Source organism: Ruegeria sp. YTSA105 (genome assembly GCF_059610225.1).
Map to the genome: position 1 here is coordinate 97,684 of NZ_JBXWNE010000009.1, position 14,717 is coordinate 112,400.

At 56.4% G+C, this 14,717-nt stretch carries 16 protein-coding genes; 9 read left to right on the top strand and 7 right to left on the bottom strand.

Annotated features, from left to right (window positions below; all coding sequences use genetic code 11):
• The first annotated feature begins 10 nt into the window (after positions 1–10).
• The 4 genes from AC2FH2_RS12945 to AC2FH2_RS12960 all read left to right on the top strand — a co-directional run bounded on the left by AC2FH2_RS12945 (position 11) and on the right by AC2FH2_RS12960 (position 4,034).
• Positions 11–1,060: a substrate-binding domain-containing protein gene (locus AC2FH2_RS12945; RefSeq protein WP_496823848.1), complete on the top strand. Its 1,050-nt coding sequence runs from the start codon at positions 11–13 to the stop codon at positions 1,058–1,060.
• A 61-nt stretch (positions 1,061–1,121) separates the two neighbouring features.
• Positions 1,122–2,075 (top strand): ABC transporter permease, encoded by a 954-nt coding sequence (locus AC2FH2_RS12950; protein WP_282022025.1) that lies wholly within the window; start codon positions 1,122–1,124, stop codon positions 2,073–2,075.
• Positions 2,076–2,091: 16 nt separating this feature from the next.
• Positions 2,092–3,303, top strand: a complete 1,212-nt coding sequence (locus AC2FH2_RS12955) for an alanine racemase (protein WP_496701272.1) — start codon at positions 2,092–2,094, stop codon at positions 3,301–3,303.
• A complete protein-coding gene (locus tag AC2FH2_RS12960) occupies positions 3,300–4,034 on the top strand; it encodes an ATP-binding cassette domain-containing protein (RefSeq protein ID WP_496823851.1) in 735 nt (244 codons plus the stop codon). The genes AC2FH2_RS12955 and AC2FH2_RS12960 overlap by 4 nt, the downstream gene beginning before the upstream one ends.
• 66 nt (positions 4,035–4,100) lie before the next feature.
• Here AC2FH2_RS12960 and AC2FH2_RS12965 read toward each other — a convergent pair whose 3' ends face one another.
• Genes AC2FH2_RS12965 through AC2FH2_RS12990 form a run of 6 tightly spaced genes read right to left on the bottom strand, consistent with a single transcriptional unit; the run spans position 4,101 to position 8,842 of the window.
• Positions 4,101–4,922, bottom strand: coding sequence for an energy transducer TonB (locus tag AC2FH2_RS12965; RefSeq protein ID WP_496823853.1), 822 nt, complete (start codon positions 4,920–4,922; stop codon positions 4,101–4,103).
• Positions 4,919–5,311 (bottom strand): ExbD/TolR family protein, encoded by a 393-nt coding sequence (locus tag AC2FH2_RS12970; protein WP_496823855.1) that lies wholly within the window; start codon positions 5,309–5,311, stop codon positions 4,919–4,921. The genes AC2FH2_RS12965 and AC2FH2_RS12970 overlap by 4 nt, the downstream gene beginning before the upstream one ends.
• Entirely contained in the window at positions 5,311–5,682 is a 372-nt protein-coding gene (locus AC2FH2_RS12975; RefSeq protein WP_496792974.1) for a biopolymer transporter ExbD, read from the bottom strand. Before AC2FH2_RS12975 ends, AC2FH2_RS12970 begins: the two co-directional genes overlap by 1 nt.
• Positions 5,672–6,340, bottom strand: coding sequence for a MotA/TolQ/ExbB proton channel family protein (locus AC2FH2_RS12980; RefSeq protein WP_496823856.1), 669 nt, complete (start codon positions 6,338–6,340; stop codon positions 5,672–5,674). Before AC2FH2_RS12980 ends, AC2FH2_RS12975 begins: the two co-directional genes overlap by 11 nt.
• 4 nt (positions 6,341–6,344) lie before the next feature.
• Positions 6,345–6,791 (bottom strand): hypothetical protein, encoded by a 447-nt coding sequence (locus AC2FH2_RS12985; RefSeq protein ID WP_496823858.1) that lies wholly within the window; start codon positions 6,789–6,791, stop codon positions 6,345–6,347.
• Between the two features lie 20 nt (positions 6,792–6,811).
• Positions 6,812–8,842, bottom strand: coding sequence for a TonB-dependent receptor domain-containing protein (locus tag AC2FH2_RS12990; protein WP_496823859.1), 2,031 nt, complete (start codon positions 8,840–8,842; stop codon positions 6,812–6,814).
• A gap of 238 nt (positions 8,843–9,080) precedes the next feature.
• Between AC2FH2_RS12990 and AC2FH2_RS12995 the strand changes: the two genes are divergently transcribed.
• The 4 genes from AC2FH2_RS12995 to AC2FH2_RS13010 are packed head-to-tail and all read left to right on the top strand — an operon-like array spanning position 9,081 to position 12,864.
• Positions 9,081–10,136, top strand: coding sequence for a hemin-degrading factor (locus AC2FH2_RS12995; RefSeq protein ID WP_496823909.1), 1,056 nt, complete (start codon positions 9,081–9,083; stop codon positions 10,134–10,136).
• Complete coding sequence (locus AC2FH2_RS13000) at positions 10,133–10,999, top strand: heme/hemin ABC transporter substrate-binding protein (protein WP_496823861.1); 867 nt, start codon at positions 10,133–10,135, stop codon at positions 10,997–10,999. Before AC2FH2_RS12995 ends, AC2FH2_RS13000 begins: the two co-directional genes overlap by 4 nt.
• Complete coding sequence (locus tag AC2FH2_RS13005; RefSeq protein ID WP_496690034.1) at positions 10,996–12,072, top strand: FecCD family ABC transporter permease; 1,077 nt, start codon at positions 10,996–10,998, stop codon at positions 12,070–12,072. The genes AC2FH2_RS13000 and AC2FH2_RS13005 overlap by 4 nt, the downstream gene beginning before the upstream one ends.
• Before the next feature lie 3 nt (positions 12,073–12,075).
• Complete coding sequence (locus AC2FH2_RS13010) at positions 12,076–12,864, top strand: heme ABC transporter ATP-binding protein (RefSeq protein WP_496701287.1); 789 nt, start codon at positions 12,076–12,078, stop codon at positions 12,862–12,864.
• 24 nt (positions 12,865–12,888) lie between these two features.
• Here AC2FH2_RS13010 and AC2FH2_RS13015 read toward each other — a convergent pair whose 3' ends face one another.
• Positions 12,889–13,593: an SDR family oxidoreductase gene (locus AC2FH2_RS13015; RefSeq protein WP_142637939.1), complete on the bottom strand. Its 705-nt coding sequence runs from the start codon at positions 13,591–13,593 to the stop codon at positions 12,889–12,891.
• A gap of 99 nt (positions 13,594–13,692) precedes the next feature.
• Between AC2FH2_RS13015 and AC2FH2_RS13020 the strand changes: the two genes are divergently transcribed.
• A complete protein-coding gene (locus tag AC2FH2_RS13020; RefSeq protein ID WP_271949944.1) occupies positions 13,693–14,571 on the top strand; it encodes a LysR substrate-binding domain-containing protein in 879 nt (292 codons plus the stop codon).
• Positions 14,572–14,717: the final 146 nt, after the last annotated feature.

Consider the following 14,717-nt stretch of genomic DNA (forward strand, 5'->3'; position numbering starts at 1 on the left):
GAGGACAAACATGTCATTTGTTAGAAGCACATTTGCCGCTACCGCGATGTTCGCGCTGGCGAGCAGCTTATACGCCGAAACCATCGGTCCAGCGGGGGAAAGTGCCACCCCTTCATCAATGGTTGTTGTCGCTGATGATGATGTCGAAAAGGTGAAAGAGGCTGGATATTCAGCTGCTTTGCTGTGGCATGACCAATCCGACTTTGTGAATGCGGTAACAGCAGGTGCCAGCGATGAATTTGCGCGTCTGGGGATCGAGGTCGTTGCCGTGACAAGCGCAGGATTTGATGCTGCAAAACAACGTAGCGATATCGAGACGGTCATGGCCAAATCGCCCAATATCATTCTGTCGCTTCCTCTGGACCCGGTGACCTCTGCCGCAGCATTTGCAGAGGCAAAAGAGGCCGGAGTTGCCCTAAGTTTCCTCTCGAACCTGCCGGCCGGCTACAAGCACCCGGACGACTATGCGGCAATCGTGACGGATGACCTGTTTCAGATGGGCAAACAAGCGGCGGATGCGCTTGCGGCTGCCATGGGCAATGAAGGAACAGTTGGATGGATTTATCACGACGCAGATTATTATGTGACCAATCAGCGCGACAACGCTTTCAAGACCACGATTGAGAACGACTATCCGAACATCACAATCGTTGCAGAACAAGGCATATCTGATCCTGCGCGCGCCGAAGAGATTGCCAATGCGATGCTGCTGAAAAACCCAGACCTGGGTGGAATCTACGTAACCTGGGCTGGTCCGGCAGAGGGTATTCTTGCAGCGCTGCGGACGAACGGAAACACCTCGACCAAGATCGTGACATTGGATCTGTCAGAGCCGATTGCCCTTGATATGGTTAAGGGTGGTAATGTCGCGGCGATTGTTGCCGATGAAGCCTATGAACTGGGGCGTGCAATGGCCGCCAGTGCCGTGCTCGACCTGCTGGGCGAGGACGTACCATCCTTTGTTGTAGCCCCTGCATTGACAGTGACAGCGGACAACGTTGCCGATGGATGGCAAAACTCGCTGAATATTGATGCACCAGCCAGTCTGACATCGAAGTAGAGACCTGATGGGCAGGTCGCCTCTGGCGACCTGCCGCAACCGGATATTCCCAGAGGCATCCATGGAACAGGCTTTTCAACGTATGCGCGACTTGGATCTACAGCGCTGCGTCATTTATTTCGGCTTTCTTGCGATCTTTCTGTTTTTTGGGATCACTCTCTACGATGACGGGTTTCTGACCAGTCGGAATCTGACAAATATCGTCCTTCAGACAGCCCCGGCCACGATCATGGCCATCGGATTGGTCTTTGCCCTGTCAGCCGGAGAGATCGACCTGAGTTTTGGCTCTGTCGTAGCTGTTGCAGCCCTCTCGGCAGCTGTTGCGATGCAGAACGGCCCAATGATCCTGGGTGTCGCAGCGGGGCTTGGCGCAGGCATTCTGATCGGCGCGTTCAATGGTGCATTGGTGGCCTATCTGCGGTTGCCATCATTTCTGGTGACCTTGGCCACCATGGGTTTATTTGCCGGAATTGCGCGTTCGATGACCGATCTGCGATCCATTCCTGTCGTTAACGGGACTTTCACCGGGGTCTTCGGCTCGGGCAAGCTGTTTGGTGTACCTTCACTTGTTATCTGGACCGTGATTGCAGTGCTGATTGGCCATGTCATCTACCGGCACACACGTTTTGGCGCACACGTTCTGGCCGTTGGGGACAATGCCCGCGCAGCCCAAGTCTCTGGCATCAGGGTTCCCCGTATCCGGCTGATGGTTCTGACCTTGTGCGGCGCAACCGCTGGGCTGGCTGGTTTGCTCTATGCCGGGCGTATTCAAGCCGCCAAATATACAATGGGCGAAAGCGATCTGATGACAGTCATTGCCGCTGTCATCGTAGGTGGCACTGCGCTTAATGGCGGCAAGGGATCCATAATAGGTGCGCTTTTGGGCTCGCTCATGATGGGAATGCTGAATAACGGGCTGATCCTGATGGGGCTGCAGGTCTCGGACCAGATGATCGTACGCGGGCTGATCATACTGATCGCCGTAGCAATTTCACTCCGCGAAATCCGCCGATAGACACCGGAGCAACCCAATGTTTCTTGATCTTCTCATACGCCGCAACCCCAAGTTCATCGAGGCCGCCATGGCCTTGCATCAACAAGGGAAGATCCCCGCAAACGCCTATGTGCTTGACTTGGATGCCGTCGAACGCAACGCGCGCCTTTTCTCTGATGTGGCCCGTGGGCATGGCCTTGCAACTTTTGCCATGACCAAACAGGTGGGCCGCCATTCCGGCTTTTGTCAGGCGGTCATGCGCGGTGGCATCAGCCGGTCCGTCGCCGTGGATATGGCCTGCGCCTTGGCATGTGACCGCGCTGGCTTAAGGACAGGTCATTTGGGTCACCTTGTACAGGTGCCCCGCCAAGAAGCTCTCTTCGCCGCAGCCAAACTACGCCCGGACTATTGGACGGTATTCTCGGACAACAAGGCAAAAGAGGCGGCAGACGCCTCTGCTCGGGCCGAGAGAGAACAGGCACTGATGGCGCGCATCCAGACTGAAGGGGATACGTTTTATCGTGGCCACGAGGGGGGATTTGACGCGAATGATATCCTGGCGGTGGCTGACCGTTTGGATGCGCTGCAGGGCGGGCGCTTTGCAGGCATTACGACCTTTCCCGCCCTGCTTTTCGACCAGGATGACCGCAAGGTTGTGCCGACCCCAAACCTCCACACGCTCAACATGGCTGCAGAAGCTCTGGCGCGTGCTGGGCGTACGGAGGTCGAAATCAATGCCCCCGGAACGACATCTTCAGCTGTTCTTCCGGCATTAGCCGAAGCCGGGGCCACGCAGGTTGAACCGGGCAATGGCCTACATGGCACGACGCCTCTCCATGCGGTAGAAGACCTTCCTGAGGATCCCGCCGTACTTTACCTTTCCGAGGTCTCGCACCATCACGGCGGGAAAGCCTATTGCTTTGGCGGCGGGCTCTATATCGATCCGGTTTTCCCGAAATACCAGGTTCGGGCGCTGGTCAGCAGCAGCCCGACAATCAGCCGGTCAGCCCTGCGAAATGTCGAAATTCCTGATTATTCCGCAATAGATTACTACGCCATGATCGACAGCGACAGTGATCAAAACCCCGCACCAGGCGACACGGTTGTCTTCGGTTTCCGTGGGCAGGCCTTTGTGACCCGCGCTTTGGTTGCCGGGATAAAAGGCGTAGACAGCGGAATGCCAGAGCTTACCTCAATCGAAAACGGCTTTGGCGACCACGTCAGCTGGCCGGGAGCATTTGCGCAATGACTCCGGTTCTTTCCCTCAAGCAAATCCACAAATCTTTTGGCGGAGTGGTCGCGATCCAGAATTTTTCACTGGACCTCTACCCCGGTGAAATCGTGGCTCTGGTCGGTGATAATGGCGCGGGTAAATCCACGCTCGTCAAGATCATCTCTGGCGTGCATCGACCAACCAGCGGCGAGATCGCGCTTGACGGCGAAGAAGTCGGTTTTTCGGATGCAAGCGCGGCTCGATCACATGGTATTGAGGTGGTCTATCAGGACCTCGCATTGGCTGACGAACAGCCGGTTTATATGAACATGTTTCTGGGCCGCGAACTGACGCGCAAACCCTTTGGACTGCTGGATAAAGCACGCATGCGTGCCGAAACCCAAAGCCTTGTTGATCAGCTTGACGTGCGCATCCCCTCTGAGCGCGCAGCCATACGTGATTTGAGCGGAGGCCAAAGACAGGGCATTGCTATCGCGCGAGCAACCCATTGGGCCAGCAAATTGATCCTTCTGGATGAACCCACTGCAGCACTTGGCGTTGCAGAGACTGCAAAGGTTGAGGACCTCGTCGCGTCACTTAAGGATCGCAATCTGGCAATCTTGATCATCAGCCATTCCCTGGATCAGGTTTTTCGTCTTGCCGACCGCATCTGCGTTTTACGCCGGGGTGAACAGATAGGCGTCAGAACAACTGCCAAGACCGACAAGAACGAAATTGTCGCCATGATCACCGGTGTTCATAGTTGATGGCGCAAAGCGCAGCCGTGTCCCCATCGTTACGAAGGGGCCCTATGGCTCGATGGGATATGACACCTATCGCTGCCCGATGATTTCGAAAGTATAATCTCGTCTCACCCCTGCCGGAGGTGGCGGGAAGGGTGCAGCCGCTTTTACCTGGGCAAGGGCGATCTGATCCAACCGCTTTGATCCCGAACTGCGTACTATTCCAACCGTCTGCAATGTCCCGTTCTCAGCTATTCGAAAGGCCACCAACGCGGCACCTCGAATATTGGCGCTCTTTCTCCGGGCGCGGATAATCTTGCGTTTAATCTGTCCAGCATAGTTGCTGGCGTCGGCATTGCCGGATGCGGTCAGCGCTGACTTGGATGTAGCAATCTTTGCCGCACCTTTCGTGGTTTTCCCGGTGGCGTCACCTTTTTTCCCCGATTGTTTCGCGTTGCCATGCGCGGTGGCAGTTTGATTGCTTGCCTGTTTCTTCGGTTCCGGCGGCTTGGCATCCTCGGTCGGCGACACCGAAGCAGCATCACCCTGTCTGTTCGGTGTTTCAGCGTCCTGAGGCCTGAGAGGGCTTGGCGCAACAGCGGTCGCGGCCGTAGCGCTGCTCACAACCGGGCTGAGAGTTTGCGGCGACGTTGTGCGCTGCTGCTTGACAGGGCGGGCCTTGGGTTGCAACCGATGAGGTGCTGCCGGTTTCTTGCGCGTGCTGGCCGGTGCTGGTGCATTTGTTCCGGCGACGAAGTCCTTGAATACAGATCCCAGCGCGGCGGCCCTCTCCTCTCCGCCACCTTCGACCTGCACCTGTTCGGCGGTCGAATAATCCAAAAGCGCAAGGCCATGTGTCGCTACGGCCAATGCGACAGAAATCAGAACCACCGCGCGGGATTTGGTTATCACCGTAATCCCCTTTCGGTCACGACATAAACCTGACTTGCACCCAACCCGCGCAAGTCATCGCTGATCTGTTTGAGCGCAACCGCAGGCAAGGATCGATCCGGCACGATCCGAACCGCATCAAAGGGCAGATCAACAGCCGCCCGCTCTACATAGGCCGCAGCATTGGTCAGCTCTGCCCCGCGATATTCAAGTGTGCCATCCGCACGGATAACCAATGCATCAGGCGGCTCGCGCCCCTCCAGATCCATCGTTTCGACAAGCTGAACCGATTCGTTGAGCGGCGGCGTAAGGGTGCCTGCGATCATGAAGAATATAAGCATCAGGAACACGACATTGATCAGCGCGATGGTTGGCTCTCGGCTTTGTCTGGGCTTCGATTTCAACTGCATCAGCCCAAAACCTGAGTGCGCAAGTTTTCGACAGGTGCCAGCACGATGAGCAGATCAATCAGCTGCTGAGAGGTTGCTTTTGGTCCGAGGCTGATGAGCGCGATTTGGGAATTGGCGTCGAGCAGCATTGGGGCGACCTGCGCCAATGGTACAGGCGCACCATCGACCAGAATTCGGTCTGCATCCAGTTTAATAAACCGGATGGCTTGGTCTGGCTCCGCGCCGCCGACGGAGGCCGTCGAAAACTGAATCTCGGAAAATTTTGAGAATGTGGATGTCAGCATGAAAAACAACAGCAGCAAAAAGATGACATCTATAAGCGAAGTCATTGACAGGCGTTTGCGCCGCTTTCTTTGCACATTAAGCGCCATGTACCAGCGCCGTAATTGACGCCCCTGCCGTTTGCTCGGTCTCCTCGGCATGGCCGGGGGCAAATATTGTTCTGAGCGCACGGTTAGCAAAGACGCGTTCCCGGTTCACGCGGGCCTCAAACCAGGTCAGGATCAGTGACGTCGGCATGGCTACAGCCAGCCCCGCTGCTGTTGTCATCAGCGCCACCCAGATGCCCCCAGCCAGCAACGATGGGTCAACAGCGTTGCCTGCCCCCTGTAGGGTCTGGAAGGCTTCGATCATGCCCAGCACTGTGCCGAACAATCCAAGCAGGGGCGCAAGTTGCGAGACGATGTCCAGCACGTTGAGACCCTGTTCCAGTTTTGCAAATCGCGTCTCAGCCTCGGCATCGACCCGTTCGGACAAGGTGCGATCATTCCCGGACAATGCCATTGCGACCACCGGCGCCAGGTAACTACGGCTTTTGTTCAGGTATGTTTTGGCGGCCGTGGGGTCTTCTCGGTCCCATGCGTCGATCGCCCTGGACAATTCGACGTGACGGCCGACCCCCGCCGCTTTGTATTGCCAGATTTTGTAAAAGACCAAGGCGAGGGTCGCGATTGAGGCTGCTATCAGGATCGCCACCACCGGGCCCCCTAATTGCAGGATTTCCATCAGTTTTTGCAGCATTTCGGACATGGCTTTATCCTATCATCTCAGTTTCAAGGCGGCTTTTTAGACTGAGGCCATTCATGCAGGCATCTTTGTTACCGCTCTGGGTCATGCATTCCTGCACGCCGTTGAACAGAATCCGGCTGATCTGGTCACAGGCCATGTCGGTGAATTGAAACTGCCTGACCCGTGGGCGGCCTGCAGGCAGTTCTTCGAAATCCAGCAGGGTAATTAACGCGACCGCACCGTTTTTGCCAAACAGGACGGTTTCATAGACCGCACTGTTGATGTCGACCTCACGCAAATTTTCGGCGACAAAGCTGAGCAGACAGTTTTGCCCCCTTGCTTCGGCAGAGCTGAGTTCGATTGATACGCCGCCAGTCTTGGGCACGTCTTCTGCGCTGGTAATCCCTGCCCCCAAGACTGAGAGCAGGGTCGACAGGACAGCGCTGGCTTTGTTTGCTGCCGCACTTCGCATAACGAGTCCTTTCCTTGGGATCAGAAGGTTTTGGCCAGGCCGAGCTTGAAGGTCCGGCCCGTCGAATTGCGGGTCGACAGGTTCGGGCGGTAGTCCTTATCAAGGATGTTCTCGATACCGGCGCGCAGCTCAAAGCCTTCAAACACACCCTCTTGCGGCATGTAGGTCGCACGCAGAGAGTTTACTCCGTATCCCGCGGTCGCTTCTCCGCTCGAGTCCGTTCCGGCCCGGGCACCGAAGATTTCCCAGCTGACGTCCAACGTCTGACCGAACCGCTTGCCCAATGTCAGGCGCGCGGAATCCGACGGCTCATTCCGCCAACGCGAGTCATCGCCGGTGGCGCTGGTTTCCGTACCCGTCACGATGTTCGAGTTGAAATCGACGTAGAACCCACCAGCATTGGCGTAAGAGGCTTCGATTTCGGCACCTTTCGTTTCCACTTCGGACAGGGGTTGAGACGGGGTGCCAGAGACGTAGGAGGTGATATCCCACAGGGTCGTTTGATAGAAATTGACCTTGGCGCGGATCACGTCGCCCTCGGCAAACACGTCACCGCGATCATAGGAAAAACCAGCTTCCCACGTGCGGGATCTCTCGGGTTGCGTCATGTAAAGCGGCGTGCCCAGATCATCGATGATCGGCAGGCTTTCCGTGTAGGCCGCACCACCAAAGATCGCGAAACCGCTGTTGAACGCGTACCGCGCCGACAACCCGCCCATAAGCGCGTTGTTGTCATAGCTTTCGTTGAACGGGGCCGCGGCGGCGTCATCACCGTCGATGTCCTGCATCTCATATCGCACCGCGGGGGTAATCGTCAGATTGTCACCGATCTGCACATCGTCCACAGCAAACAGGGCAAATCGACGGTCGGTTCCACCCGGGGCCGATGCCGCGTCCAACCGTTCGCGGTTGATGAATTCAATCCCAGCCCGCAGATCATGCGAGGCGATGCCGGTCTGGAAATACGACGTGTTCTTGATCGTCAGCTTTGTCGTTTCATAGTTATGTGTGGCATCTGCCAGGGCCTGAATGCCGGGGAAGAATGGCGTGCCTTCAAGGCTGGAAGACCCGGAAACATAGCTGCTTTCGATCGCCTGCTCAGAATAGCTGAGGTTCACATCCAGATCGACCAGATCATTTCCAGTGGGTTGATATTGATACCGCAGGATACCGATCTTTGTTTCGATATCACGGTCTACATTACCAAAGGCATCCGACGTGGTGCCAAACGAGTCATAAGGGACGTCGCGCTCTTCAGATGTGGACTGGTTGTAGGATGCGGTGAACGAATGTTCGAGATCGTTGCCGAAACTGTATTTGCCCTTAGCCAGAAGCGACGGCAGCGTGAACGCGCTGTTGCCGATCGTATTGCCGTTTCCATCCTCCTGATCGTCCTGATCGCGATAGGTGTAGTTGAACAGGAATTCCGTTTGGGTATTCGGCTGCCAAGCCAGGATAGAGGACGAGGCAAAACCGTTGCCGTTCGAATACCCCTCAAAGGTTTGACGGAACCGAAAACCCGGCTCGCCACCGGTGAAATCTGACGCGTCCTTGGTTTCCAGCTGAACGACACCGCCAACAACCCCGGACCCATATTCGAATGACCCGACAGTGCCCCGAATGACCGAGACGCTTTTGTAAAGCTGGGGGTCAGTAAAAAGCTGGTTGCCGATCCGATACAGCTCTTCCGCGCCCGTTGTGGCACCATCGACCAGGATCAGAACCTTCTGGTCGGTTCCGAACGTGCCGTTTGCACCATAGCCGCGAATATTGATGCCCGATCCCTGAGGGGTCGAGCCGTTCACCAGGCTTACCCCCGGAACCGAGTCGATCAGCTCTGCAACCGTATTGGCCTGCCGGTCGTTGATCTCTTCCTGATCAATATTTGTGACCGGCACGGCAGTGTCTGTCTGAATCTCTCGTTTGCTTTCCCCAAGTATCAGGGTGCCTAGGAAACCATCGTCTTGGTCTTGCGCCATAGCGCCAGCCGCAATCATGCTGAGGCACGAAGCCGTTCCCAGCAAAGCTATCTTCCGTATTTGCACACGCATCTCTGTCCCTTCGAAACAGTAGGAGGACCTGAAATGCTTGCGCCATGCTGGCTTTGGTCAGTCTGTTTTATTGTTTTTTGGAGCCGCCTTTTTTTGGCGACTTGTGCTCGTTAATAAAGGTTACTAAAACAGTCAACAATAAATCGTTGTCGCATCGCCGACTCTCGCCAGCGGGCACCCGAACAATTCGGCTGCCGGGCCAGCACCTCTGAAAATCAACTCGAAGATGGGAAAACCCATGACGGAACAGGTGCCTAACACCCCGGCTCAAATTCGTGCAACCTATGCGCAAAACAGCGGCAAACGTGACCGCGATCTGGCAGAATCGATTGGACTTACCGAAGGCCAGTTGGTCGCTGCCTTCGCCGGGAACGACGTTACACGGCTGACGGCAAAACTTGATGACCTTTTCCCAATGCTCAACGGGTTGGGAGAGGTTATGGGGTTGACGCGCAATATCTCCTGCGTGATCGAAAAGGTCGGTCAATACGACAACTACCATTCGGGTGCTCATGCCTCGATGGTTCTGACAGATGAGATTGATTTGCGCATGTTTCCCGGCCATTGGGTCCATGCCTTTGCGATCGAACGCAAAACCGACAGCGGTGTGAAACGCTCGCTTCAGGTCTTTGATGCCGCAGGCGATGCGGTGCACAAGATATTCCTGCGCGAAGGATCGGATCTGGACCATTGGGATAAGCTTGTCAGCGCCCTTGCGTCTGAGGACCAATCGCAAACTCTTGATTTAGAACCGCGCCGACCGACCGAAGCGCCCAAGTCCAACCCCGAAAAGACGGAAATCCTACGTGCGGAATGGGCCAAGATGACGGACACCCACCAGTTCATGCGCTTGACCTCAAAGCTCAAGATGAACCGATTGGGGGCCTATCGCATCGCCGGCCAACCGCTCGTCAGGGAACTGACGCCGTCGGTAATATCACCAATGTTCGAACAGGTGTGCGACAAGGAGATTGAGGTGATGATCTTTGTTGGCAATCGTGGATGTATCGAAATTCACGGTGGCCGTATCGGAACGATCAAGCAGATGGGACCCTGGTTCAATGTGCTAGACCCGCGTTTCAATTTGCATCTGAGGACGGACCATATTGCAGAGGTCTGGGCTGTCACCAAACCGACGCAGCGCGGCCCCGCCGTCTCTGTCGAGGCGTTCGATGCCGAAGGTGGGCTGATCTTCCAGATATTCGGTCTGCGCACTGGCGAAACCGACCATCGCCCGGTCTGGGACGCGCTGGTTGCCGAACTTGAACCACAACCCGAGGCCGCGCTGACATGAACAGGATGCGAGTGATCTGGCCTGCCTTGGCTATGCTGCTAAGTACACAGGTCGCGCAGGCTGCGGACGACGAACCAAAGCGGATCATCGCGATCGGCAGTTCCATCACTGAAATCGTCTACGCTCTGGGTCAGCAAGACAGGCTAGTTGGTCGCGACCGAACATCAACCTACCCGACAGAAGCGATGAACCTGCCCGATATCGGATACCGACGCGCGCTGTCGCCCGAAGGCGTTTTGTCGGTAGAACCAGACTTGGTCCTGGCGCTTGAAGGTTCAGGACCACCAGAGGCGATTGCGGTTCTGCAGGAAGCGGGCGTGCAATACGTCACGATCAAGGATGAGTTCTCTCTGGAAGGCGTGGTCGAAAAAATCCAAACCGTTGGGGCCGTGCTGGGCACTGACGTTGCTGCCGAGGGATTGGCAGCGCAAACCATACGCCAGATCAATCAGGCGGAATTGGCGGCTAGTAGTGCCGCAGGATCCAACCCGAAACGGGTTCTGTTTGTTCTGTCGGTGCAGGATAACCGGATCACAGTGGGAGGTGTGGATACCCAAGCAGACAGCATCATTCGATTGGCTGGCGGTGTAAATGCCGCCGCCAAAGTGTCAGGTTACAAGCCAATGACGCCCGAAGCGCTGGTGTCGGCTGCGCCTGATGTCATCCTTATGATGGATCGGCGGGGTGATCATAATACCGAGGATGCCGCGCTCTTTTCACTGCCCGCAGTCAAGCTGACCCCGGCGGGCCAGAACAAGATGCTGATCCGCATGCAGGGTGCATATCTTCTTGGGTTTGGCCCTCGAACCGCCAGTGCCATTTCTGATCTGTCAGCAGCCCTGCAGGATGAAGGTGGCTCATGACGCTGACGTTGGATCATATGAGCGCCGAGGCACCCGGGTACAATCGGCGAGCAACCGCACGGCGGGTTACCTTGGCCTTACTGGTATTGCTTGGCCTGACCAGCGCCGCAAGCATTTCAGTCGGTGCTTCGGATGCGTCGTTAAACATGGCGGTGATCGACCTAATCAATGGGCGGTCCCTGTCTGACCTGAATCGGATTGTCCTTTGGGACATACGATTGCCCCGGCTTGCCATGGGGATTCTGGTCGGTGCCGCACTGGCTGTTTCAGGGGTGGTCATGCAAGGGCTTTTCCGAAACCCGTTGGCGGACCCCGGAATTGTCGGCGTCAGCGCGGGCGCAGGTCTGGGCGCAATTTCAGCCATCATCCTTGGCAGCCACTTGCCAGTGTCGGTTTTGGTCTGGACAGGAAACGGGTTAGTGGCCATTGCTGCTTTTCTTGGTGGCTGGGCGTCTGTTCTGATCCTATACCGTGTCTCGACCAGCGGGGGGCAGACATCGGTCGCAACCATGCTACTGGCCGGCATTGCATTAGGTGCCTTATCCGGCGCCGCATCGGGTGTTCTGGTCTACATGGCCGATGATCAGCAATTACGCGACCTGACGTTCTGGGGAATGGGGTCGTTAGCTGGGGCAACCTGGACCAAAATCGCCTCGGCTGCGCCAATCATTTTGGTTGCCCTTGCAAGCACACAATTTCTGGCTCGCGCGCTTAACGGCCTGGCGATGGGAGAGGCGGTGGCCCATCACATGGGCATCCCGGTTCAGCGCAGCAAGAACATCGCCATTCTTGCAGTTTCCGGTGCAACAGGGGCCGCTGTTGCCGTGTCCGGCGGCATCGGATTCATCGGAATTGTGGTCCCCCATTTGCTACGTCTGGCAACGGGGCCGGACCACCACAGGCTTTTGATGAATTCCGCCCTGCTGGGTGCCAGTCTGCTGCTTTGCGCCGACATGATCAGCCGGGTCGTGGTGGCCCCGGCGGAACTGCCAATCGGGATCGTCACGGCAATTCTCGGCGCACCGGTCTTTCTTTGGATCCTCCTGCGCCGCCACGGCATTATGGGAATGTAAATCATGCAAGGTAAGAACATCTGCGTCAGCCTGGGCCGAAAGGACATCTTGCACGACGTGAATTTCAAGGCCGATCCCGGTCAGGTCACCGCAATCATCGGGCCCAACGGATCGGGCAAGTCGACCTTACTAAAGGCATTGGCCGGAGAGATTGCCTCGACCGGAACCATCACCCTGAATGGCCACGACATCTCAGAGTTAAAGCCCTGGCAACTGGCCGCAAAACGGGGCGTGCTGCCACAATCGACCAGCGTGGCCTTTCCTTTCAAAGTGCACGAGATTGTCAGACTGGGGCTGGCAAACGGGTTGGCCGCACAAGATGACAGTTCGGTCACTACCGCCCTGGCACATGTCGACCTAGCCGGGTTCGAGCAGAGGTCTTACCAGACCCTGTCCGGGGGTGAACAGCAGCGCGTACAGTTAGCCCGTGTTATGACGCAGGTCTGGCAGGCACAACGGGCCGATCATCCCAGCTGGCTTTTACTGGACGAACCGGTTGCCAGCCTGGATATCGCGCATCAATTTACGGTCCTTGGTATCGCAAGCGATTTTGCCGCCCAAGGTGGAGGTGTGGTGGTGGTGATGCACGATCTGAACCTCACCGCGCTATTTGCAGACTGTGTTTACGTGATGTCACAGGGCACTGTCTGGGGCTCTGGCACACCTTCAAATATCCTCACCGACGACCTGATGCAGCAAGTTTACGGCATCAACCTACCAATCGGCATGGTGCCGACCGGCCCGCTTCCTTTTGTACTGCCTCAGGCAATGCGCAAATGCATTGAGGCTTGATGTTGTGCTAACAGATACGTTGCCTCAGACAGCGCGGGTCAATCCCCCGTCAACGCGCAAGTTTTGACCCGTCATATAGCCACCGCCTTCAGACGCCAGCCATGAGACAAGCGAAGAGACCTCCGCAGCATGACCGTAACGCCCCATCGGAATCCGGGCTTTGCGGTCTTCTGTTTCGGGCAGGCTGTCGATGAAACCCGGCAGGATGTTATTCATGCGAATATTCTCTGCGGCATATTTATCAGAATAGAGTTTGGCAAAGGCGGCCAATCCTGCCCGGAAGACGCCTGATGTTGGAAACAGCGGATCGGGCTCAAACGCCGCGAAAGTAGAGATGTTGATAATCACCCCCCTGCCCTGTTGCTGCATCAAGGGTGTCACCAGCCGTGTTGGGCGGATCACATTCATCAAATAGACCTCCATCCCTTGATGCCAGTCATCGTCACCGATCTCTAATACGGGCCCTTTCGGGCCATGACCGGCGGAATTGACCAAGACATCGACGCGGCCCCAACGCTCCGTCGCGCCTGTGACCAAAGCAGTCAGATCGTCACCACTGAGGTTAGAACCAGTGACGCCAAAACCACCCAGCTCGGCGCCGAGTGCTTCGCCTTTACCCGAAGAAGAGAGGATGCCGACTTTGAAGCCATCTTTGGCAAGCCGGCGCGCCGCGTCAGCCCCCATGCCACTCCCGCCCGCGGTAATCAAAGCTACTTTTTCTACTGCCATCTGACGATTCCCCTTATGTATTCTGCGAAATATATCCTGTTTCGATGGGTCATTCGATTGAGATTTGATGTTTCATTACAGTAGAAATACTATTGTCTCATGGCTGATCTTCCTCCCCTCAACGGTTTACGGGCATTCGAAGTCTCTGGGCGCCGCCTCAGTTTCCGCGCCGCTGCCGATGAGTTGGGCGTAACACAAGGGGCGGTGGCGCAGCAGGTGCGACTGCTGGAAGCTCACCTAGAAGTCACATTGTTCGAAAGGGTGCCCAAAGGATTGGAGTTCACCTCGGTTGGCCGTAGCTATCACGCACGTATATCGGTTGCCTTTGCGAGCCTTAGATCTGCAACCGCCGAGCTAAAGCCGGAACCGGACAAGGTTATAATAAGCGTCACCCCGACTTTTGCTGCCAGATGGTTGATCCCGAATCTGCCGGACTTTGCAGAGAGCCATCCGGAAATCGACTTGCGGATCATGGCCACTGAAAAAGTCTCCAGCTTTCACAGCGACGGGATCGACCTTGCCGTCCGGCAGGGATCGCCGCCGTTTGGCGCCGCGCTTCGGGCGGCGCTTATTTTCAGACAAGAGGTGATTGCCGTAGCTGCACCCGAGTTTATCAGCGACGCATTCGATTCGTTAACACCAGATGACCTTGCACACCTGCCCAAAATTCATGACACGCATGACCTTTGGCCGCGATACCTTGCAGACCTAGGGGTTCGTGACAAATCGCAACGCGGCCTTCGATTAAGCCAGACAGCGCTTGCGGTTGACGCTGCCATCGCGCGACAGGGTGTGGCCCTTGTCAGCCGTTTCATGGTTTCCCGAGATCTTGAGGCAGGACGCCTGGTAGAGGTTGGTGCGGCAAGAGACATCGGTGGTAGCGATTTTTACCTCCTCATAGAGCGTTCGGCCGCAAACCAACACGCGGTGATGCAAGTCGTAAACTGGCTAAAATCGCGGTCGGCAAAAGAAACGTGATCGGCTTTCGATTCCTGCAAAGCGCACGCATGCGCGTCTGAAATGGATGGTTGCTTAGGTTTCCCAACGCTTCCCAATTCAGGGTCTTTGCACTCTCGAACCTGCGGGCAAACACCTCGGGCCGCTGGCGCAGTCGAACACAGCGT

Excerpts from the sequence above, each read along its gene's own strand:
- AC2FH2_RS12970 (WP_496823855.1), bottom strand. The coding sequence starts at position 5,311 with ATGCAGTTGAAATCGAAGCCCAGACAAAGCCGAGAGCCAACCATCGCG.
- AC2FH2_RS12960 (WP_496823851.1), top strand. The coding sequence starts at position 3,300 with ATGACTCCGGTTCTTTCCCTCAAGCAAATCCACAAATCTTTTGGCGGA.
- AC2FH2_RS12985 (WP_496823858.1), bottom strand. The coding sequence starts at position 6,791 with ATGCGAAGTGCGGCAGCAAACAAAGCCAGCGCTGTCCTGTCGACCCTG.
- AC2FH2_RS12990 (WP_496823859.1), bottom strand. The coding sequence starts at position 8,842 with ATGCGTGTGCAAATACGGAAGATAGCTTTGCTGGGAACGGCTTCGTGC.
- AC2FH2_RS12945 (WP_496823848.1), top strand. The coding sequence starts at position 11 with ATGTCATTTGTTAGAAGCACATTTGCCGCTACCGCGATGTTCGCGCTG.
- AC2FH2_RS13005 (WP_496690034.1), top strand. The coding sequence starts at position 10,996 with ATGACGCTGACGTTGGATCATATGAGCGCCGAGGCACCCGGGTACAAT.
- AC2FH2_RS12975 (WP_496792974.1), bottom strand. The coding sequence starts at position 5,682 with ATGGCGCTTAATGTGCAAAGAAAGCGGCGCAAACGCCTGTCAATGACT.
- AC2FH2_RS12955 (WP_496701272.1), top strand. The coding sequence starts at position 2,092 with ATGTTTCTTGATCTTCTCATACGCCGCAACCCCAAGTTCATCGAGGCC.
- AC2FH2_RS13020 (WP_271949944.1), top strand. The coding sequence starts at position 13,693 with ATGGCTGATCTTCCTCCCCTCAACGGTTTACGGGCATTCGAAGTCTCT.
- AC2FH2_RS13015 (WP_142637939.1), bottom strand. The coding sequence starts at position 13,593 with ATGGCAGTAGAAAAAGTAGCTTTGATTACCGCGGGCGGGAGTGGCATG.
- AC2FH2_RS12980 (WP_496823856.1), bottom strand. The coding sequence starts at position 6,340 with ATGTCCGAAATGCTGCAAAAACTGATGGAAATCCTGCAATTAGGGGGC.
- AC2FH2_RS12950 (WP_282022025.1), top strand. The coding sequence starts at position 1,122 with ATGGAACAGGCTTTTCAACGTATGCGCGACTTGGATCTACAGCGCTGC.
- AC2FH2_RS13010 (WP_496701287.1), top strand. The coding sequence starts at position 12,076 with ATGCAAGGTAAGAACATCTGCGTCAGCCTGGGCCGAAAGGACATCTTG.
- AC2FH2_RS13000 (WP_496823861.1), top strand. The coding sequence starts at position 10,133 with ATGAACAGGATGCGAGTGATCTGGCCTGCCTTGGCTATGCTGCTAAGT.
- AC2FH2_RS12995 (WP_496823909.1), top strand. The coding sequence starts at position 9,081 with ATGACGGAACAGGTGCCTAACACCCCGGCTCAAATTCGTGCAACCTAT.